The organism is Curtobacterium sp. 24E2, assembly GCF_016925595.1.
In the GTDB taxonomy this organism is placed as follows: domain Bacteria; phylum Actinomycetota; class Actinomycetes; order Actinomycetales; family Microbacteriaceae; genus Curtobacterium.
In genome coordinates this window covers 459,070-478,862 of record NZ_CP068987.1, presented here as the reverse complement: position 1 = coordinate 478,862, position 19,793 = coordinate 459,070, and the positions used below count along the sequence as shown (strand labels likewise).

20 protein-coding genes and 3 pseudogenes are annotated in these 19,793 nt (G+C 71.0%); 7 read left to right on the top strand and 16 right to left on the bottom strand.

Translation table 11 applies throughout. The features are described from left to right. Nucleotides 1-60 precede the first annotated feature (60 nt). The gene (locus JN350_RS02435; RefSeq protein ID WP_205463428.1) at nucleotides 61-672 is read right to left on the bottom strand and encodes a hypothetical protein; all 612 of its coding nucleotides are present in this window, start codon (nucleotides 670-672) and stop codon (nucleotides 61-63) included. A gap of 90 nt (nucleotides 673-762) precedes the next feature. Here JN350_RS02435 and JN350_RS02430 point away from each other — a divergent pair, with 90 nt between their 5' ends. Beyond that, on the top strand, nucleotides 763-909 hold the full coding sequence (locus JN350_RS02430) for a hypothetical protein (protein ID WP_205463427.1): 147 nt from the start codon (nucleotides 763-765) through the stop codon (nucleotides 907-909). A gap of 843 nt (nucleotides 910-1,752) precedes the next feature. Here JN350_RS02430 and JN350_RS02425 read toward each other — a convergent pair. The 4 genes from JN350_RS02425 to JN350_RS02410 all read right to left on the bottom strand — a co-directional run bounded on the left by JN350_RS02425 (nucleotide 1,753) and on the right by JN350_RS02410 (nucleotide 4,933). Continuing rightward, nucleotides 1,753-1,956, bottom strand: coding sequence for a hypothetical protein (locus tag JN350_RS02425; protein ID WP_205463426.1), 204 nt, complete (start codon nucleotides 1,954-1,956; stop codon nucleotides 1,753-1,755). Then, entirely contained in the window at nucleotides 1,953-2,825 is an 873-nt protein-coding gene (locus JN350_RS02420; RefSeq protein WP_205463425.1) for a helix-turn-helix transcriptional regulator, read from the bottom strand. Before JN350_RS02420 ends, JN350_RS02425 begins: the two co-directional genes overlap by 4 nt. A 52-nt stretch (nucleotides 2,826-2,877) precedes the next feature. Beyond that, nucleotides 2,878-3,756 (bottom strand): helix-turn-helix transcriptional regulator, encoded by an 879-nt coding sequence (locus JN350_RS02415; RefSeq protein WP_205463424.1) that lies wholly within the window; start codon nucleotides 3,754-3,756, stop codon nucleotides 2,878-2,880. Between the two features lie 73 nt (nucleotides 3,757-3,829). Further along, nucleotides 3,830-4,933 carry a PQQ-dependent sugar dehydrogenase gene (locus JN350_RS02410; protein WP_205464339.1) on the bottom strand — a complete coding sequence of 368 codons (1,104 nt, stop codon included), beginning with the start codon at nucleotides 4,931-4,933 and terminating at the stop codon, nucleotides 3,830-3,832. Nucleotides 4,934-5,138: 205 nt separating this feature from the next. Here JN350_RS02410 and JN350_RS02405 point away from each other — a divergent pair. Continuing rightward, a pseudogene (locus JN350_RS02405) lies at nucleotides 5,139-5,536 on the top strand ((R)-mandelonitrile lyase). Next, entirely contained in the window at nucleotides 5,533-6,204 is a 672-nt protein-coding gene (locus tag JN350_RS02400) for an SDR family NAD(P)-dependent oxidoreductase (protein WP_111083610.1), read from the top strand. Before JN350_RS02405 ends, JN350_RS02400 begins: the two are co-directional and overlap by 4 nt. A 141-nt stretch (nucleotides 6,205-6,345) precedes the next feature. Here the strand turns inward: JN350_RS02400 and JN350_RS02395 are convergent, their stop codons facing one another. After that, the gene (locus JN350_RS02395; RefSeq protein ID WP_205463423.1) at nucleotides 6,346-6,888 is read right to left on the bottom strand and encodes a TetR/AcrR family transcriptional regulator; all 543 of its coding nucleotides are present in this window, start codon (nucleotides 6,886-6,888) and stop codon (nucleotides 6,346-6,348) included. Between the two features lie 53 nt (nucleotides 6,889-6,941). Here JN350_RS02395 and JN350_RS02390 point away from each other — a divergent pair, with 53 nt between their 5' ends. Together JN350_RS02390 and JN350_RS02385 are read left to right on the top strand one after the other, a co-directional pair. Further along, entirely contained in the window at nucleotides 6,942-7,295 is a 354-nt protein-coding gene (locus tag JN350_RS02390; RefSeq protein ID WP_205463422.1) for a DUF952 domain-containing protein, read from the top strand. Between the two features lie 239 nt (nucleotides 7,296-7,534). After that, a complete protein-coding gene (locus JN350_RS02385; protein ID WP_205463421.1) occupies nucleotides 7,535-7,879 on the top strand; it encodes a hypothetical protein in 345 nt (114 codons plus the stop codon). Here JN350_RS02385 and JN350_RS02380 read toward each other — a convergent pair. The 9 genes and pseudogenes from JN350_RS02380 to JN350_RS02345 all read right to left on the bottom strand — a co-directional run bounded on the left by JN350_RS02380 (nucleotide 7,833) and on the right by JN350_RS02345 (nucleotide 16,151). Beyond that, on the bottom strand, nucleotides 7,833-10,652 hold the full coding sequence (locus JN350_RS02380) for an ABC transporter permease (RefSeq protein ID WP_205463420.1): 2,820 nt from the start codon (nucleotides 10,650-10,652) through the stop codon (nucleotides 7,833-7,835). The genes JN350_RS02385 and JN350_RS02380 overlap by 47 nt on opposite strands. Continuing rightward, nucleotides 10,649-11,377, bottom strand: a complete 729-nt coding sequence (locus JN350_RS02375; protein WP_205463419.1) for an ABC transporter ATP-binding protein — start codon at nucleotides 11,375-11,377, stop codon at nucleotides 10,649-10,651. Before JN350_RS02375 ends, JN350_RS02380 begins: the two co-directional genes overlap by 4 nt. After that, complete coding sequence (locus tag JN350_RS02370) at nucleotides 11,374-11,769, bottom strand: hypothetical protein (RefSeq protein ID WP_461963517.1); 396 nt, start codon at nucleotides 11,767-11,769, stop codon at nucleotides 11,374-11,376. Before JN350_RS02370 ends, JN350_RS02375 begins: the two co-directional genes overlap by 4 nt. An 18-nt stretch (nucleotides 11,770-11,787) precedes the next feature. Further along, a pseudogene (locus JN350_RS20475) lies at nucleotides 11,788-11,850 on the bottom strand (PadR family transcriptional regulator); the annotation flags it as partial. A 254-nt stretch (nucleotides 11,851-12,104) separates the two neighbouring features. Then, nucleotides 12,105-12,985, bottom strand: a pseudogene (locus JN350_RS02365) (aldo/keto reductase). A gap of 9 nt (nucleotides 12,986-12,994) precedes the next feature. Continuing rightward, nucleotides 12,995-13,627 (bottom strand): YdeI/OmpD-associated family protein, encoded by a 633-nt coding sequence (locus JN350_RS02360; RefSeq protein WP_205463418.1) that lies wholly within the window; start codon nucleotides 13,625-13,627, stop codon nucleotides 12,995-12,997. A gap of 99 nt (nucleotides 13,628-13,726) precedes the next feature. Next, complete coding sequence (locus JN350_RS02355; RefSeq protein ID WP_205463417.1) at nucleotides 13,727-15,319, bottom strand: FAD-binding oxidoreductase; 1,593 nt, start codon at nucleotides 15,317-15,319, stop codon at nucleotides 13,727-13,729. Beyond that, complete coding sequence (locus JN350_RS02350; RefSeq protein WP_205463416.1) at nucleotides 15,316-15,552, bottom strand: hypothetical protein; 237 nt, start codon at nucleotides 15,550-15,552, stop codon at nucleotides 15,316-15,318. Before JN350_RS02350 ends, JN350_RS02355 begins: the two co-directional genes overlap by 4 nt. A gap of 59 nt (nucleotides 15,553-15,611) precedes the next feature. Beyond that, nucleotides 15,612-16,151 (bottom strand): acyl-CoA thioesterase, encoded by a 540-nt coding sequence (locus JN350_RS02345; protein ID WP_205463415.1) that lies wholly within the window; start codon nucleotides 16,149-16,151, stop codon nucleotides 15,612-15,614. A gap of 128 nt (nucleotides 16,152-16,279) precedes the next feature. Between JN350_RS02345 and JN350_RS02340 the strand changes: the two genes are divergently transcribed. Both JN350_RS02340 and JN350_RS02335 read left to right on the top strand, forming a co-directional pair. Then, on the top strand, nucleotides 16,280-17,266 hold the full coding sequence (locus JN350_RS02340; protein ID WP_205463414.1) for an aldo/keto reductase: 987 nt from the start codon (nucleotides 16,280-16,282) through the stop codon (nucleotides 17,264-17,266). A 178-nt stretch (nucleotides 17,267-17,444) separates the two neighbouring features. Further along, nucleotides 17,445-18,875, top strand: coding sequence for a nucleobase:cation symporter-2 family protein (locus JN350_RS02335; RefSeq protein WP_240347487.1), 1,431 nt, complete (start codon nucleotides 17,445-17,447; stop codon nucleotides 18,873-18,875). Here the strand turns inward: JN350_RS02335 and pucL are convergent. Further along, complete coding sequence (pucL, locus tag JN350_RS02330) at nucleotides 18,872-19,789, bottom strand: factor-independent urate hydroxylase (RefSeq protein WP_205463413.1); 918 nt, start codon at nucleotides 19,787-19,789, stop codon at nucleotides 18,872-18,874. The two genes, JN350_RS02335 and pucL, sit on opposite strands and share 4 nt — an antisense overlap. Between the last annotated feature and the right edge of the window lie 4 nt (nucleotides 19,790-19,793).

The following is a 19,793-nucleotide window of genomic DNA, read 5'->3' as shown; positions in this document are numbered from 1 at the left end:
GCCACGGGCCTCCCGTCCGAGTGCGGTACCCCACACTTCGCCTACAAACGGTCTTCGAGGCTAGCTGCGTAATTGTTCCCCGAGAGCTCTGAGGCCTCGTACGAGGCTCAGTGGGAGTGAAATGGGAACAGTGTTCGAAAATTCTTTCCGGAACACATCGATCTGTTGCGCATCGGGTTCGGATGAAATGAGGCGGCAGGAGGTCTCGGCGGGCTTCCTTATGTTCACGTCCACTGCGACGAAATTCGGATGCCTAGCTTCGCTGGCGCAGCGATCTGTGTTGAACACGGTGCCGACGCGCAACGGAACGGCGACCACGGGGGTCATCGATACTCCACTTCCATCTTCATAGATGAAGTAAACACTTGCCAGGCCGCTCCTGTTGTGCAGGTTTCTTGCTTTTACCTGAACGTCCACTACGTTTCCGGGGCGGCGAGCGATTTCGCGGGCCCGTCCCGCATACTTCCCGTCCACCGTGACGAGTGTCTGGAATCGGAGAACTCCGAGCCCGTCGGCATCGACCCTGATGTACGCCGTTAAACCGCCCTCCGCATCAAGCTCGAACCGAGTTGGGTTGGGGTTCGAGAAGCTTGAACTCGCCGACGTTTCGTATTCGATGCTCTCAACGACTGTGTCCTCTGGCACTTTCGTACATGCCGTCGCGGCGTTCAAGAACGACAGCGCAGCGAGGGTCGACAGGAACGCGTTGGCGCGCGCCGTACCGCGGTTCGGAGCGCGCCCGACGCGTGTCACACCTTGGGTGTGATCCACTTCTTCGAAGTGGATCTTGTGGCCACAGCGCCCGACTTATTTGTGAACTTCGTCGTCATCGACGCATTGAATCCGGTACCCGAATGCAATGAGGCGGGAACGGCGTACGTCAAGGAGTTGATGTTCGAGGCTCGTTGAGGCGCGAGTGGTGTCGTAAAGCAGTTTGTTCTGCGGATACTGCTTGACGATCGCGCGGGTCGAGATCTTCTTCATCTGGGTGGGAAGCTCGGGAGTAGAACTTGACCGACGTTGTCTTGGGCGAGGTGGGTCTCCCCATGAGACCCCACCCGGAGTGGTCTTGGGGATGATCGAAACTTCGTAGCTCGCGGCAGCGTGGGCGGGGTGGCCATTCCCGTGGCGAGCACGGCCATGACCACTACCGACCCAGCAATGGAGAGTCTGCGCTTCATTGGATGTCCTCCTTCGATGTCGAGCCAACACTGACATACTGCCGGAGAGTATGGGATACACTGGCGCACATCGGTGATATCGGAAGATCGTGATGTCGCTCTTCGAGATGTAGGGGATCTGATGGTGGAAGTAGGCAGCGCGCGAGGTCGCAACGATCCGACCAGGACCACACCGGCTCGTTCTATGCTTCTGCGCTTCGCGCAGAACGATGGGCTCCCGGCGGAAATCGTGGCCGTGTCGCAATCGCGTCAGTGGAGCCGACATCGCACGGCGCTGCAGGCGTTACGAATCGGTATCCGAGAACTGAACCAGGGAGAGGGCAGAAGTGGTGAAGCCGGCTAAGTCCAGAGTGCGCTCAGGCTGGAGGTCGCCGTACCTCTGGGTGTTCTTCACAGGAGTGATCGTCAGCGGGATCAGCAGTTCGGTAGGGAATCCGTTGCTTGCGACGATCTCCGGGGTGGCCGCAACCGCTGCGTTCTTTTTCTGGGTGCAGAGACAACCTTGGCGACGATCGTGAGGCCGACCGCGCGGGATTGCTGAATACCCTGGGCGGTCCGCCCTGTCGTTGCGTCAGCGACGGCGGAAGAGGTCGCCGAGGTGCCACGGGCCGGGCGCGAGCCGCACAGCGGCCTCGGCACGCACGCGCTCCTCGAGCGCACGGTCGCGGGTCAGGTCGTGGATCTCCTGCTCAGCGCGCCAGCGGAACCGCAACCGGCCCAGGAACCCGAGCGGTGCGGCGGGGGCGGTCGTCGGGACGGACTCGGTCTCGCTCATGCGTCCTCCGGTTCCGGGACGGCTGCGGCCGTCGTGGCGACGAGGTTCGCGAGCAGCTGCAGACGCTCCTCGGACGGTGAGCCCGGCTCGGTGCCGTAGGCGATGAGCGTCAGACCGGTGTCGGTCGCGAGCTCCATGGTCTCGTACGTCAGGTCGAGGTCGCCGACCTCGGGGTGGTGCACCCGCTTCGAGCCGTTCAGGTGCCGCATGACGCCGTGCGCGGCCCAGCGCTGCCGGAAATCCTCGCTGCGGGTCGAGAGCTCGCCGATCAGGTCGGTCAGTCCCTTGTCGTACGGCGACCGGGCTGCCTCGGCACGGAGCACGGCCACCATGTCGCTCGCGACGACGTCCCAGTCGCGCCAGAACTCCTGACCGCGTGGGTCGAGGAACGCGAAGCGGGCGGTGTTCGGGGTGCCGGCGGGGTCGAGGAAGAGCGGGGAGTACAGCGCACGTGCCAGGGCGTTGCCGGCCAGGAAGTCCGAGCGGCCGTTGCGGACCCACGCGGGCATGGTCATGCCGTCGAGCATGCGCTGCACGTTCGGTCGGACCTTGGACGTCGGGGGCTTCCGCCGCGTGGTCGCCGAGGCGTTCTGCACGCGAGCCAGGTCGAACAGGTGCGCGTGCTCGGCGTCGTCGAGGCGCAACGCACGCGACAGCGCTTCGAGCACGCTCTCCGAGACGCCGGTGAGGTTCCCGCGCTCGAGGCGGATGTAGTAGTCGACGCTCATGCCGGCGACGAGCGCGAGCTCCTCGCGGCGGAGACCCTTGACCCGTCGGGCGCCACCGAAGTCGGGCAGGCCGACCTGCTGCGGCGTGACGCGCTCGCGGCGGGTGCGGAGGAAGTCGCGCACTTCGCTCTTGGTGTCCATGCGTCCACGGTAGGACGGTGCCGGGCGGGGAAGAAGGGGTTGCTGGTACCCGTCAGGCGGATTCGCGCGCGCGTTCCACGATCTGCTCCGTCGCCGCCCACGAAGCGAGCAGGCGGAGCGCGTCGGCGGTCGGGCTGCCCGGGGTCGCCGGGTAGATCGTGAGCGCGAGCCCGGGGTCCTCGGCGAGTTCGAGCGTCTGGAAGTGCAGCTCGAGCGGACCGACGACGGCATGCCGGAAGGACTTCACGCCGGCGTAGTGGCGGCGGACGTCGTGCGCCGCCCAGAGCGCGCGGAAGTCGTCGCTCCGCATCGACAGCTCGCCGATGAGGGCTGCGAGGTCGCGGTCGTTCGGCGTGCGGCCGGCCTCGCGCCGCAGGATCGCGACGTTCGTGTGCGCCGCCCGCTGCCAGTCCTGGTAGAAGTTCCGGGCCTGCGGGTCGAGGAAGATGAAGCGCGAGAAGTTCATCGGCCGGGCCGGTGCCGCCACCAGGTCCGAGTGCATCGCGTAGCCGAGCGCGTTGGCGGCGACGATGTCCTGCCGGTTGTTGATGATCATCGCCGGGGCGTCGGTGATGACGTCGAGCAGGTACTGCAGCTCCGGGCGGACGGCGGCCACCGGCACGACCTTGCCCGCTCGCCGCGGTGTCGCGTTCTGGTGCCGGGACAGGTCGCGCAGGTGCTCGAGCTCGGCGGCGTCGAGCTGCAGTGCGCCGGCGACGGCCTCGAGCACGCTGTCCGAGACGCCCTGCAGGTTCCCCCGCTCGAGCCGCGTGTAGTAGTCGATGCTGACGCCTGCCAGCCGTGCGACCTCTTCGCGCCGGAGCCCGGTGACCCGACGGCGGGTGCCGAAGGTCTCGACCCCGGCCTGCTCGGGGGTGATGCGGGCGCGACGGCTGGACAGGAAGTCGCGGGCTTCGTCGCGGTGGTTCATGCCGTCACGGTAACCGGCTGGGCAGCGTGCGAGCGAGGGGCTGCCGGAACCCCTGTGGGGCGAGGTCGCTGGCTCAGCCCGCCGCCCGCGTGAGCGGGACCGAGACGATGCGATCGTCCCCCGCTGCGGGGTCACCACGGCCGTCGGTGTTGTTCGTGACGAACCAGAGCGCGCCCGACGGCCCCTCGAGCACGGTCCGGATCCGGCCGAAGTCGCCCGGGAAGTACTCGGTCGAGGTCCCCGGGTCGTCCGCCGGGATCGCCCGGAGCACCTCGCCGCGCAGGTTGGCCACGAACACGGTGTCGTCGACGACCGTCAGGCCGCTCGGGGACGCCTCGTCCGTCGACCACTGCTGCACCGGGTCGACGAAGCCCTGGTCCTCGCCGCCCTCGCCCTCGACCTCGGGCCAGCCGTAGTCCTCGCCCGCCTCGATCACGTTCAGCTCGTCGAGGGTGTTCTCGCCGAACTCCGACGCGAACATCGTCCCGTCCGACGACCACCCCAGGCCCTGCACGTTGCGGTGCCCGAGGCTCCAGACGGGTGACCCGTCGAACGGGTTGTCGTCCGGCACGTCGCCGTCCGGGGTGAGCCGCAGGATCTTGCCCGCGAGCGAGTCCTCGTCCTGCGCGTCACCGCTCGTGCCGGCGTCCCCGACGCTGGCGTAGAGCATGTCGTCGGGGCCGAACGCGATGCGGCCGCCGTCGTGGAACGTGTTCGACGGCAGCCCGTCGATGATCGTCGTGGCGTCACCGAGCGCCCATGACCCGGTGCTGCCCGTCAGTTCGAACCGCTGGATCCGGTTGCCGTCGTCGGCCGTCGAGTACACGAACAGGTCGTCGTCGTGCAGGGCCAGCCCGAGCAGTCCGCCCTCGCCGCCGTGGCTGACGCCGTCGACGGTGCCCACCTCGCGCGTCGTGCCGTCGTCCTGCAGCTCGAGGACCTTCGCGGAGTCGCGTTCGCTGACCAGGGCGTCGCCGTCGTCGCCGGTGCGGACGACCGACCACGGTGCCTCGAGCCCGGTGACCACGTCGCTGGTGTCGCCGTCGAGCGCGACCTGCCCGGTGGGCAGGTCGGCGGGGGCGGTGGCGCGGGCGCTCGCCGACGAGCCGCGGTCGTCGTCCGGTGCGGCATCGGCGCAGCCGCCCAGAGCGAGTGCGGCCACCGCGGCGATGCCCATAGCGGACCAGGCGCGGCGGGCGCGGGTGAGGCTCGGGTGCGGGTGCGGGTGCGGGTGCGGGTGCGGGTGCGGGTTCGGGTGTTCGCTGCTGTCCACGGTGGTCCTCCCGGATCGTGCGTCGATCACACACGCCGTGCTCGGGAAACGGCTGAGGGGTACGGCCGGCACCTCCCTCCGATGCGCACATCGGCCTACCGTCGGGGCCATGGAGATCCAACCGAAGCAGCCGACCGTCAAGAACCCGGCCGCGCAGTTCACCGGCGACGTGTACCTCGACGCCATCGCCAGCCCGAGGAAGCCGGCCAGTCGATGACCGTCGCGAAGGTCCGGTTCCTGCCCGGCGCCCGCACCGCCTGGCACTCGCACGCCAAGGGTCAGACCCTGCACGTCACCGAGGGCGTCGCGCGCATGGGCACCCGTGACGGCGGCGTGATCGAGGTCCAGCCGGGCCAGACCGTCTACACGCCTGCGGGTGAGGAGCACTGGCACGGTGCGACCCCGACGGACTCCATGGAGCACCTCGCGATGCTCGACCTCGCCGACGACCCGGCGACCACCACCACCTGGCTCGAGCACGTCACCGACGAGGAGTACTCTGCATGACCACCATCGCCATCATCGGGGCCGGCAAGGGCCTCGGTCTCGCCGTTGCCGAACGCTTCGGCCGCGAGGGCTTCTCGATCGCCCTCGTCTCCCGCAACCAGGACCGCCTGGACGGCCTCGCCGCGTCGCTGCGCGAGCAGGGCATCACGGCCGCCGGGTTCGCCGCGAACGTCCGCGACGGCGATTCGCTCCGCAGCGCCCTCGAGCGTGCGACCGAGCAGCTCGGCCCCATCGAGGTGCTGCAGTACAGCCCGCTCCCCGCCAAGGAGTACATGCGCCCGGTGCTCGAGACCACCGCGGACGACCTGGTCGGCCCGATCGAGTTCTCGGTCTACGGCTCGGTCAACGCGGTGCGCCAGGTGCTGCCCGGCATGCGCGCGATCGGCCACGGCACGATCCTGTTCGTGAACGGCGGCAGTGCGGTGCGTCCCGGCGCCCGGGTCACCGGCACCTCGGTCGCCTTCGCTGCCGAGAGTGCCTACGCCCAGCTCCTGCACGACGCCGTGCGCGACGAGCAGGTCCACGTCGGTCAGCTCATCATCCCGTTCGGCATCGACGACGGGCAGCCGGAGCACTCCGGCGAGTCCATCGCGGATCGCCTCTGGGCGATCCACTCGGAGCGCGGCGAGTTCCGCACGTACGCGGAGGCGCTGCCCGACCCCGCCTGAGCGCGGTTCGCGCCGCGTGCCGCTTCGTGAGCAGAAATGGTCGGGTCCACTGACGGCCACCCGACCATTTCTGCTCACGATGTCGCGGACGGACGGGAGGCCCGTGGTCACGCCGCCACGGGCCTCCCGTCCGCCACGGGGTCAGGTCGAGAGCACCGCGACGGCACGCGCGGCGCGTGCGGCGACGTCCGCCGCCGTCGGCGCCGGAGCCAGGCCGAGCAGGCGCTGGCGGTGGAGCTCGCCGAGCAGCAGCGTGAAGAGCTCGGCGGCGGTCTCCGGAGTCGCTCCGGCGCGGACCAGGGCCTGCTGGGCGGCGAGCGGTCCGGCCTCGTGGAACTCGCGGGCGAGCCCGGGTGACCGCGTCGACTCCGCGATCACGAGCCGGTGCAGGGCGACGGCGCGGTCCGAGAGCAACGCGCTGCCGATCGCCGTGGCCGTGGACACGAGGTCGCCGGTGGGCTGGTCGGCGTACGGGTGCTGCCGGCGGACGACCGCGCGCAGGATCGCGGGCTTGTCGCCGAACGCCGTGTAGAGCGTGCGCTTGGTGACCCCGGACTCGGCGGCGACGCGGTCGAGCGCGACGCCCGCGAACCCGTGCTCCAGGAACAGGTCGGTCGCGACGTCGAGGATCCGCTCGTCCCGGGCGATCCGCTCGTCGGCGGTCGGACGTCCACGCTTGTTCACGGACCCACCCTAGCGGTAATGATACGCTCCCGTTTCATTACCGAGGAGGGTCCATGACCGATGTGGTCTGTCACGTGGCGATCGCCGATGACTGGGAGATGAGCCGCGGGTTCGGCGAGTACGAGGTGTCGACCCGAGGGGTGCCGCTCGAGCCAGGCGGGTACGTCCGCGCCACCACACCCGACCGGGTGTCCGGGGTCGTCGCCGAGCGGTACGGCGACCTCGCGCTGCCCCTGCTCCGGATCGACCTGAGCGTCGCAGGGCTCGCGGCCGCGGGGGTGACGGTCGAGTGGGTCGACGGGGTCCCCGGGTGCGCGGTCCGATCCCGATGGACGACGAGGTCGTGCTGGCCGAGGTGCCCATCGCCCAGCGGTGAGCGATCGGTGCGAACGACGACCACTTCGTGAGCAGAAACGGTCGAGTCCGCCAACAGCGACCCGACCATTTCTGCTCACGAAGTACCGCGCCCTAGGCTGGAAGCGATGTCCAGCGTCCTCCTCACCGTGCACGTCGTGGCGGCGCTGCTCACCCTCGGGCCCGTCGCGGTCGCCGGGAGCATGTTCCCGAAGCCGGCCCGCGCGCTCGTCGCTGATCCGGACGACCAGGGGCCCGAGCGGTCGCCAAGGTCCTGCACCGGATCTGCCACGTGTACTCGATCATCTCGCTCGCCGTCCCGACGTTCGGCACCGCCCTGGCGTTCGAGGTCGGGGCGCTCGACGAGGCCTGGCTGCTCGTCTCGATCGGTCTGACCGCGGTGGCTGCGGGGATCCTCGCGCTCGGGGTCCTGCCGGAGCAGCGCGAGGTCCTGCGCGGCAACGGTACCGAGCGCTCGCCGCGGAAGCTCGCCGCGGAAGCTCGCCGCCCTGGTCGGCCTGTTCAACCTGGTGTGGGTCGTCGTCGCCGTCCTCATGGTCGTGCAGCCAGGCGTCTGACCGCTCCAGGACTCAGTGCGCTCGCCGCACCGCCACCCGGCGTCGACCGTGCGCGGTGAGCCATGCCCCGGCCGTCACCAGGAGCGGCAGACCGATCGCGAGCAGGGCCAGCATCGGCCAGTCCGGCACGAACGGCATGTGGTTCGTGCCGACCACGGGTTCCGTGAACCGCAGGGTGAGCGCCCGCATCGGCAGCAGCCCCAGCAGGGTGCCGATCACCGCGCCGACCGAGGCCAGGATCGCCGCCTGCCAGGTCGACACCCGTCGACGCAAGCGTGGTGCAGCGCCGATCGCGTCGAGCACCTCGTCGTCGCGGCGCCCGTCGGACCGTGCGAGCCCGATGGCCACCGCCGTCGCACCGATCGTCACGGCCGCGGCCAACGCGAGCACGATCGCGCGGATGAGCGCGCCGTTGTCCACCGGGCCGGCCTCGTAGGCGAACTGCGGGCCGTCCCACCGAGCGCGGTCCGCGCCGCCGAAGCTCTGCCAGGCGGAACTCAGCTCGTCCCACTGCTCGGGCGCGATGGCCCCGGGCAGCGTCGTGACGAGCATGCCGTCGACGGCGCGCACCCCGTAGTGCGCCGCGGTCGTCTTCGTCATGAAGACCCCGACCTGGATCCGCGGCGACTGCACGTCGAGCACGGCCGGGATCGACACGCTGGCGTCCGGCTTCGTCGTCGTCGTGATCGTCGGGCTCTCCCACGTGCGGTCGTGGAACGTGTCGATGCGGACCGCACCGTCGTGGGCGTACTCCGGCCACAGTGACACCGCCTTGCCGCCCTCGAGCGCATCCCGCACGGCAGCAGACGGTCGGTGTCCGGTGAGCACGGCGTAGTCGTCGACGGTACCGGTCCAGATGTGCGGGACGGTCGCGTCAGCGGTGTCGAGGTAGTACGAGCAGTCGGTGGTGTCGTTGGCGGGGCAGTCGAAGTCCGTCCACCGGTGCGGCATCGTCACAGACGACGGGGTGTCGCCCGCCCAGCCCTCGGCCACGCCGAGCACCCGGATCCGGTCGTGGTCGAGCACCCGCGCCACGACCTTCGCGGCGTGGGCCGTCAACGCCGCGTCGTGACCGGATGCGGCACCGTCCTTGCTGGACAGTTGCACCTCGGACGTCGCTACCCCGACGGCCGTGCGGTACTCGTACCCGCGGACGTACTGCGCGTGGCTCGATGCACTCCACGTGATCACGACCGACGCGACGAACACGACGCTCATCACACTGGCGAGCACCGGCACCGTCCGGACCGGGTTGCGCCGGGCATCGCGGGCGGCCAACCGAGCCGACAGGCCCAGGCGTGCGGACATCCGGGACACCAGGGCGAGGAGCCACGGCGAGCAGATCGCGATGCCGAGCTGCATCAGGCACGGTCCGAGCGCGACTCCGGCACCGACCACCCAGGCCCAGTGGTCGTCCTGCACCCGGCGGTCGTTGAGCATGAGCACCCCGACGCCGCAGGCCAGCGTCATCACGGCGCCGGCGATGACGAGCACCGGCCCCCAGATGCGTCGCCGACGACGAGCAGGACGGTCGACGGGCGCGGGTCGGAGCGAACCCCGCAGCGCCGCGAGCACGTTGATCCGGGTGGCGGCGCGAGCGGCGACGAGGGCGGAGACCAGTCCGGCCAGGACGCCGGCGGCCGCGACCACGAGCAGCAGGAGCGGGGGCACGTGCAGGCCCGGGAACGACACGACGTCGCCGTTGTCGATCAGGCGGAACACCGCGACGCCGATCCCGGTGCCCACCGCGACGCCGAGGACCGCACCGATGGACCCGAGCACGAGGCCGGACCCGGCGACGATCGTCCGGACGAACCGCTTGTCCCCGCCGACGCTCGTGACGATCGCGTACGAACGGGTGTCCGCCCGGGTGCCGACCAGGAACGCGGCCCCGGCGAGCAGTGCGACCTCGAACATCGCGAAGACACCGAGCAGTGCCATCGCACCGAGATACCACAGGAGCGAGGAGCTCATCTGGCCGCCGGGCAGGCGGGCGTCCGGCGGGTCGAGGACGACGGGGCGGGACTGTACGACGATGCCGTGCGCGTTGAGTTGCCGGATCTCCGACCAGGTCGGGGCGTCCGACGGCAGGTAGACGGTGACGTCGGTCAGGCCGACGTCGTCGGTGGTGTCCGTCGTCGACAGCGTTGTCCCCCACGGCAGGAACACGCCCTGCTCGCTGGGCGCCGAACCGAGGTCGCGCATCGTCCCGGTGATCGTGAACCGCTTCGTGACGGGATCGGTGAGGTCGACGGTGTCACCGATGTGTGCGCCGAGCCGGTCGAGGGTCGCCGGCGTGACCATCAGTTGGTTGCGCGCGGTCGGCGCCGAACCGTCGAGGACGCGCCAGTGGCCCTCGAGCGACGGGTCCCAGACGCTGCCCTCCACCGCGGCCAGACCCACCGGGCCCCGCGGACCCTGCACCACGACGGGTGTGCCGCCGACCGGGATCGACAGTGCACCGTCCGGCACGTGGGCGAGGACGTTCGCGAACGGCGCGTCCTCGTCGGCCTTCGTGACCGGGCTGTTCCGCTTCGCGTCGGTGAACTGCCACTGCACCGGGTCCTGCCGCATGCCGGGCAGGTCCGGACCGGAGACCCGCATCTGCGCGGCCGCGTTGCCGAGGTCGTAGTCCAGCGACTCCGCGGTCGTGGCCTGCGTCGACTGCACGACGACCGCCACCGCGGCGAACCCGGCGGTGGGGATGCCGATGAGCGCGATGATGAGCGCCGCCCGACCGGCCTTCGCGAAGGCCAGTCGACGCCCCAGGCGGAGCGCCGGTCGGAGGGCGAACGGCGTCCGGCCGGTACCGGGACGCCGACGCCGGCTCACGATGCGGTCCGGTCCGACAGGGTGAGCTCGACGCCCGAGTACACGGTCTCGTCGACCACGCGACCGTCGCGCAGGAAGACGATCCGGTCCGCCCAGGCAGCGTGCCGGGCGTCGTGGGTGACGAGCAGTGCGCCGGCTCCGGCATCGACGTGCCGCCGGAGCATGCGGAGCACGACCTCGCCGGTCTGCGAGTCGAGGGCGCCGGTCGGTTCGTCCGCCAGCACGAGCCGACGTTCGCCGACGACGCCCCTGGCGATCGCGACGCGCTGCTGCTGCCCACCGGACAGGTCGTCGGGGTAGGAGTCGGCGCGGTGTGCGAGTTCGACGTTGTCGAGTGCCAGTTCCGCGGCGCGGCGGGCCTGCGAGGCCTTCCAGCCGTCGAGCTCGAGCGGCAGCGCCACGTTCTCGACCGCGGTGAGCGAGGGGATCAGGTTGAAGTCCTGGAACACGAACCCGATGAGGCGACGGCGGAGGGCCGCGAGTTCCTTGGCCGGCCGGTCGGACACGAAGTCGCCGTCGATCAGCACCTCGCCGCTCGTCGGCGGCAGCAGGGTGCCGGCGCAGGCGAGCAGCGTCGACTTGCCGGAGCCCGAGGTCCCCATGACGGCGACCATCTCACCGCGCTGGACGGCCAGGTCGATGCCGGCCAGCGCCGTGACGGCCTTCGCGCCGGAGCCGTAGTGCACGCTGACGGCGTCGAGCCGCAGGAGCGGTGCGGCGCTCACCGTGCACTCCGCGCGGTGTCGGCGGTGGTCGGGGACGAGGAGCCAGCGTCAGCCGCCGGGTGCTCGTCCGGCCGGTACCGCGCCACGGTCGACTCCACGTGGTCGAGCCACCGCACCTCGGCCTCGGCCTGGAACACCATCGACTCGAGCACGAGCGACCACGCCAGGTCCGTCGCGGGATCGGTCGTGCGCTTGAGCCGGGTCAGGTCCTGCAGGTTCCGGATCGCCGCTCCGCGCTGCACCTGCACCAGGCGCTCGACGTCGACGCCGGGCACCGTCACGGCGAGCGCGAACTTGATCGCGAGTTCGTCACGACCACGCTTGGCGGGCACCGGCTCGCTGAACCAGCGCGCCACCTCCCCGCGACCCGCGTCGGTCACCGTGTAGACCACGTGGCCGTCGTCATCGGTGTCGCCGCGGGCCACGAGGCCGTCGCGTTCCAGGCGGTCGAGCGTCGTGTAGACCTGGCCGATGTTCAGCGGCCAGCTCCCGCCGGTGCGGTGCTCGAACTCCCCTGAGCTGGTACCCGTACCCGGGTCCCCCCACCAGCAGCGCGAGTACGCCCATCCGTACGCTCATGACACTTCCCCCGTCTCCCGTCCACCATGGACATACCGAGTATGCCCATACCGCGTATGCATCCGCAACCAGGAGACGGACTGGAGGCCCGTGGCGGTGTCGCCACGGGCCTCCAGTCCGCCGTTCGGTCGCGTCCGCGACCGAAGTGTCAGGAACCCAGCTTCGACAGCTCCTCGAACTCGTCGTCGGTCAGCTCGATGGTCGCGCCCTGCAGGTTGTCCTCCAGGTGCGAGACGCTCGATGTGCCGGGGATCGGGAGCACGACGGGCGAGCGCTTGAGCAGCCAGGCGAGCGCGAGCTGCGCCGGCGACGCACCCTTGCGCGACGCGATCTCGGTGAGCGGGGAGTCCTCGCCGGTCAGCCCGCCGGTCGCGAGCGGGAACCACGGGATGAACGCGATGCCCTGCTCGGTCGACCAGTCGAGGAGCTCCTCGGCGTCGCGCTTCTGCAGGTTGTACAGGTTCTGGACGGAGACGATCGTCGCGATCTCCTGGGCCGCCTTGACGTCGTCGACCGACACCTCGGACAGGCCGATGTGCCGGATCTTGCCCTCGTCCTGCAGCTTCTTCAGCTCGCCGACCTGGTCCTCGAGCGGGACCTTCGGGTCGATGCGGTGCAGCTGGAACAGGTCGATGCGCTCGAGGCCCAGACGGCGGAGGCTCATCTCGGCCTCCTGGCGCAGGTACTCCGGGCGGCCGACCGGCGGCCACTCGTTCGGGCCGGTCCGGGTGAGTCCGGCCTTCGTCGCGATGACGACGTCGTCGCCGTAGGGTGGAGCGCCTCGTGCAGGAGCTCCTCGGCGACGTAGGGGCCGTACGAGTCGGCGGTGTCGAAGAAGTCCACGCCGAGCTCGACAGCGCGCTTGAGGACGCGGACGGCCTCGTCGTGGTCCTTCGGGGCTCCCCAGACGCCGGGGCCGGTGAGCTGCATGGTGCCGTAGCCGAGGCGGTGGACCTCGAGGTCGCCCCCGATGCGGAAGGTGCCGGAGGCGGCGGCCGGACGGTTCGTGGTGTCGGTGCCAGTGGTCATGACCCCGGTCTACGCCGGAGGCGTTGCCGGTCCCTGAGTCGGTGTCCCCCGGCGCTCCGACCGGTCCGGACGCGGGTACGGCGTCTCGCCGCGCGCCAACCCGGCGACGAGCTTCGTCAGCCGGCTCGTCCGCGAGGTCGCACTCGGCGCCGTCGTGATCCGGTGCAGCACGGCGTACCGGTTCGTCGCGTCGAGCTCGGCGAACAGGGCGGCTGCCGCGGGTGACGCGTCGAGCGCTGCCTGCAGGTCCTCGGGGACGGTGGCGCTCGCCGCTCCGGCGTACGCGCGGTCCCACCGGCCGTCCTCCTTCGCCCGGTCGATCTCGGCCTGCCCTCGCTCGCGCATCCGGCCGTCGGCGATGAGTGTCGCGACGAGTCCGATGTTCCGCTGCGACCAGAGTGAGGCCTTCCGTCGCGGGGTGAACCGCTGCCGGAACGTCGCGTCGTCGCGGCCGCGCTTCTGCCCGTCGATCCACCCGGAGCACAGCGCTTCGTCGAGCGCCTGGTCGTAGGTCAGGGTCGTCGGCTCCGTGAAGCCCTTCTTCGCGAGCACGAGCCACACCCCGTCGGCGTCGTCCTCGTGCTCGTCGAGCCACACGCGCCAGGCAGCGGCGTCCGGCAGCACCAGGTCGACGATGTCCATGCGGTCATCGTAGGTCGCGGCCGGCCGGCCGGCCCCGGCGCCTGCCCGAGTCTCGGTGTGGGCGACAGTCCTCGCGGTGCGCTCCACGAGAACTGTCGCTCACACCGAGACTCGCGTGCGCCGGGCCGAGACTCGTGCGGCGTCAGACCCAGTTCGGCTGCGCCAGCACCCCGTCGGGTCCGCCTGTTCGGCGATGCGGTGCAGGCGCGAGGTGTTGTCCCCGAAGTAGGCCGACGGGTCCGTGATGGCCGCGTCGCAGTAGTTCGCGTACGCCGCGTCGCCCCACGCCGGCCGCATGGCGCGGCGGAACCCCCGCACGTACGCGTCGAAGGGGGCCGGGTCCGCGCCGTCGGCGAAGACCGCGGTGTACTGCACGGTCATGAGCGCGGACCGCCACGGGAACGCCGATTCGGTCCGGCCGACGTCCGCCACGACGCCGCCGAGGGCATCGAGCGCGACCCCGCCCTCGAGGTTGCCGTCGACGTCGCCCGCTGCGGCCGCCCGGGTGACGAGCACCTCGATCTGCGCGTCGGTGAGCTTCGCCGATCCGATCGACGACGTCGCCGCCTCGGACACCCGCTGCGGCTTCCCCGCCAGCGTGGACATCGCGGCGCCGTAGGTGAGCACCCGCCCGGTGTGGGCGAGCGGCTTCGCGCCGGTGGCGGCGATGAAACCGTCGACGGAGGTGTCGGCGCCGGTCTTCGATCCGGTCCACACGCCGGTCACGGTGACCGTCGGGGCGGTGTGCCGACTGCCGTTCAGCAGCTTGAGCGTCGACCCCAGCTTCGGGTCGGCGGTGGGCGCCCAGTCCTGCCAGGCGCGCACGACGGCAGCGGCGGCCGACCACGCGAACGTGATGGTGAAGAGCAGGACGGGAGGCGCGGCCTGCGTCCGGTACGTCAGTGCGGTCACGACGCCGACGGTTCCACCGCCCCCACCGCGGCAGGCCCAGAACAGGTCCGGTTCGCTGGACGTCGAGACCTCGTGCACGGCGCCGTCCGGGGTGACGAGCGTGACGCCGGTGAGCTGGTCGCAGGTCAGCCCGAACGAGCGGACGAGCACGCCGACCCCACCGCCGAGGGTGAGCCCGCCGATGCCGACGGTCGGGCAGGAGCCGGCGCCGATCGCCCGTCCGGCCGTCGCGAGCGCGGCGTAGACGTCCCCGAGCCGTGCGCCCGGGCCGATCGTGACGGTGTCGTCGTCGTGCAGTTCGATGCCGTCGAGGTCCTGCGTGCTGATCACGAGCGACCGCGGGACGTCGGTGCCTGGGGCGCCGCCGGCCGACCAGCCCGTGTACGAGTGTCCGCCCGCGCGCAGTGCGACGGGGGTGCGGGTGTTCCGCGCGAACGCGAGACCGGCCTGCACGTCGGCCACGCCGGCGGCGCGCAGGATGCCCTGCGGGTCGGCGTCGTCGTAGCGCGGGTTCTCGAGCACGCGGGCGCTGTCCCAGCCGTTCGACCCGGACCGGAGCACCGTGCCCGAGACGGCGGCGGCGAGGGCGTCCCACGAGTCGGGGCCGCCGGGCGTCGGCGTGCTCGACGGCGTCCTGATCGGCTGTGCGGAGCCGCTGGAGGTCGGTCGCGGCGAACCCGACGGAGCGGGGCTCGGCCGGCTGCACGCTGCCAGGACCCCGGCGAGCCCGAGTCCGACGCCCCCGGCGAGCAGGATCCGCCTGGTCGGGCGGTGCGTCACGACCCGGCGAGTCCGCCGCCGGCACCGGTGATGCCGGGGTGTGCGGACTTCGCGAGGCCCTCGGTCATCGAGTGCGCCGCTTCGGCATCGGCGAGGGATCGGGCTCCGAGGGTCGGGTCGACGGGTTCGAGGTGGGCGAGGCGCTTCGCACGGCGGCGGTTCTGCACCTCGAGCACGGTGAGCAGCGCGGCGATGGCCACGACCACTCCGATGACGATCCACACGACGACCATGACGTTCCCCTTCCGTCCCGGGGCGTCCACCCCGTCCCCCGAGCGTACCGCCGCCGTGTCTACGCCGCGCTGCTGATCCGAACGGCGCCCGCCCACCCGTGCACCCACGCTGGCAGTTCACGGTCGGCCGGTGCTCCGCCGACGGCGTCGAGCAGGTCCGCCATCGGGACGGTCCCGCCGGAGCGTCGCAGGAACCGCGCCTGCACGACGGCACGGGCGACGACGGCTCCGCGACGGACGAAGGTCTGCTCCAGGTACACGGCCCGGTCGTCGACGCCGAGCACCCGGGTCACGAGCTCGAACCGCTGCCCGAGCGTCAGGGACCGCTTGTACGTGATGGTCTGCGCCGAGACGACCGGGTACCAGCCGCGCTCCGCGATCGCGCCCCAGAACCCCGACCGCAGCATCAGGTCGAGCCGCCCGAGGTCGAGCATCGACAGGTACTTCCCGTTGTTGACGTGTCGCAGCGGGTCGAGGTCGGTCAGGGTCACGCGGAACGGGGTGCGGACCTCGTCCCACAGCGACGGCCGCCGTCCACCGATCGTCGGGCGGAGCCGGACACGCAGGCGCAACAGGAACAGCCGGAAGTACAGGTTCACGCCCCGATCACACCAGAAGGCCTCGCTGCCCCGCGTGGACCTTGGAGGATCCACACGAAGGGTGCCCGTGTCTGACCGGCACCGGCAGTGCCTTCCTCCGAGCGGCGCACCCGGAGTAGACCTGCACCATGCAGACACGCAAGCTCGCAGACCTCGAGGTCGGACCCGTCGGCCTCGGCACCATGGGCATGAGCGCCTTCTACACGGGCGCCGGCACCGACGACGCGGAGTCGATCCGCACGATCCACCGCGCGATCGACCTCGGCGTCACCCTGTTCGACACGGCCGAGGCGTACGGCCCCTACACGAACGAGGACCTGCTCCGCCGGGCCCTCGCCGACCGCCGCGACGACGTCGTGATCGCGACGAAGTTCGGCCTCATCACCCACACCATCGGTGAGGAGACGCCCGCCACCGGCCGCGGCATCAGCTCCGCACCCGAGTCCGTGCGCGAGGCGCTCGAGGGGTCCCTGCGGCGCCTCGGCACCGACCACATCGACCTGTACTACCAGCACCGCGTCGACCCGGCCGTCCCGATCGAGGACGTCATCGGGCAGCTCGCCGGATTCGTGCAGGAGGGCAAGATCCGGCACATCGGCCTGTCCGAGGCCGGCCCGGAGACCATCCGGAAGGCCCACGCCGTGCACCCGATCACGGCCCTGCAGAGCGAGTACTCGCTGTGGACGCGCGACCCCGAGGGTGCGGTGCTCGACACCCTGCGCGAGCTCGGCATCGGACTGGTGCCGTACTCGCCGCTCGGCCGCGGGTTCCTGACCGGTGCGATCACGAAGCCGTCCGACCTGGACTCCGACGACTTCCGCCTGGCGAACCCCCGGTTCCAGGAGGAGGCGTTCGCGCAGAACATGCGCATCGTCGACGCCGTCAAGGAGATCGCCGCCGAGGCGGAGGCGACCCCGGCACAGATCTCCCTCGCCTGGCTGCTCGCCCAGGGCGACGACATCGTGCCGATCCCGGGCACGAAGCGCGTGTCGCGCCTCGAGGAGAACGTCGGAGCCGCCGACCTGACCCTCACCGCGGACCAGGTCGCGCGCCTGTCGGCGCTCCCGGTCCCGACCGGCGACCGCTACCCCGACATGTCGACCATCGGTCGCTGACGCAACCGGATGACGGCCAGGAGGCCCGTGGCGGATCCGCCACGGGCCTCCCGTCTCGTCTCGGCGTGCGTTTCGGGCCGGAGCCCGGTGACCGACGCGACCCACGCCCGTCATCCCGGGGAAACACGGGCTGCATAGCGTCCGGAGCACAGGGAAACCACCGCTCGAAGGGGACGCCATGACGACCGAGAAGACACCGCGCACGACCCGGAGTGACGACGGCGTCGACTCCGTCCCACCGCTCGCCAGGCTCCTGCCGCTCGGACTGCAGCACGTGCTCGCGATGTACGCGGGCGCGATCGCCGTCCCGCTCATCGTCGGCGGAGCCCTCGGCTTCGACAGCGCCGACCTGGCGTTCCTCATCAGCGCCGACCTGTTCGTCGCGGGCCTCGCCACGATCGTGCAGTCCGTCGGCTTCTGGCGGTTCGGGGTCCGGCTGCCGCTGGTGCAGGGCGTCACGTTCGCCGCGGTCGGCCCGATGATCGCGATCGGCACCGAGCACGGCATCACCGCCGTCTACGGGGCGACGATCGCGTGCGGGGTCTTCATGGTGGTGGTCGCGCCGTGGTTCGCGCAGCTCGTCCGGCTGTTCCCGCCGATCGTCACCGGCACGGTCATCCTCATCATCGGTCTGTCGCTCATGAGCGTCGCCGCCGGCTGGGTCACCGACGGCGGGAAGGACGGTGCTGCGGACCCGCTCGACGTCGCGTTCGCGGCCGGGGTGCTGCTCGCGATCGTCCTGGTCGAACGGTTCGCGCCGCGCGGCCTCGCGCGGGTGTCGGTGCTGTTCGGGCTGCTGCTCGGAACCGTCGTGGCGCTGTTCGTCCCCGGCATGGTCGACGGGTCGGGCATCGGCGACGCGGGCTGGTTCGCCTTCGTCACGCCGTTCCACTTCGGGCTGCCGACGTTCGACCTCGCCTCGATCGTGTCGATGCTCGTCGTCGGGCTCGTGATCATGACCGAGACGACCGGCGACATGATCGCGGTCGGCGAGGTCACCGGGCGTCCCGTGTCGAAGCGCACGCTCGCCGACGGCCTGCGGGCGGACGGACTCGGTACCGTCGTCGGCGGGGTGTTCAACACGTTCCCGTACACGGCGTTCGCGCAGAACGTCGGGCTCGTCGCACTGACCGGCGTGCGCTCCCGGTACGTGGCGACGGCGGCCGGCGGCATCCTCGTCGTGCTCGGCCTGGTGCCGAAGGTGGCCGCGGTGGTCGAGGCGATCCCGCACGCGGTGCTCGGCGGCGCCGGCGTCGCCCTGTTCGGCATGGTGGCGGCTTCGGGCATCAGGACGCTGTCGAAGGTGCGGTTCGACAACCGGAACGTGCTCGTCGTGGCGCTGCCGCTCGGCATCGCGCTGCTGCCGACCGTCGCCCCGGAGATCTACGGGCAGTTCCCGACCTGGTTCACCCTGGTGTTCGACTCGGGGATCTCGGCCGGTGCCGTCGCGGCGATCCTGCTCAACCTGCTGCTCGGCTCGCGTTCCGTGGCCGAGCGGTACGGCGAGGACCCGGCGGTCGGTTCGTACGACGGGGTGCGGTCGACGGCGCCGATCGCACTGCCCGACCCGCACGGATCGCGCGAGTCGAGCAGCGAGCCCTCGGCCTAGACGAAGGCTGGCAGGTGCTCCCACGCACCGGGCGCCTCGGCCACGCCGTCGCGGACGACCGTCCCCTCGATCAGCCCGTAGGGACGGTCGGCCGCGATGAACACCTCGTTCTCGTTCGTCAGGTCGAACGGCGACAGGTCCACGACGAAGTGGTGCTTGTTCGGCATCGCGAACCGCACCTCGGCGAGCTCCGGCCGCAGCTCGATCGCCGCGCGGCCCATCCCCCACAGCGTCTGCTGCAGGGCGAGTGAGTGCACGGTGGCGAACTGCTCGAGCATCACCGCGACGACCTCCTCGTACAGGGCGTCGTAGGCGATCCCGGCCTCGACGGCGGACGGCAGGTACCGCCACCGCGCCGTGACCTCGGTCGCCATGATCCGGTCGGTCGTCTCCGGCAGGGTCGTGAACCGCGACCGCGGGAAGCCGTGGAACTCGGAGCCGGTCGACTTCAGGACGACCAGGTCCTTCACGCCGCCGGTGACGTGGCGCTCGCCGGCCTCGACGTGCACCGTCGCCAGGCGGGTGCCGGTGCCGGTGCGGCGGAACGAGTGGTCGTGCGGCTGCCCGTCGACCGTGATGCGTTCCCACGGGTGCACCTCGGCCTGCCAGAGCCCGCCCTCGACCCAGTCGAACTCGCTCGTGAACTGGTCGGCGAGCAGTGCGAGGAAGTCCTCCGGGGCGCCGACGCCGTGCTCCTTCGCCAGGGCGAACACGGTGTTCTTCTGGGTGTCCGTCGCGACGATCCGGGAGTTGTCGCCGCTGGTGAACGACCCGGCGAACGCCTCGCCGATGAGCTGCGACGTCACGGTCAGGTCGGCGATCTCGTGCCGGTCACCGTGCCGGGTCACCCGCACCAGGCGGTTCTCGGCCTTGCCGTACTTGTTCGGTCCCAGGTGGACGGTGGTCTCCGACATGGCG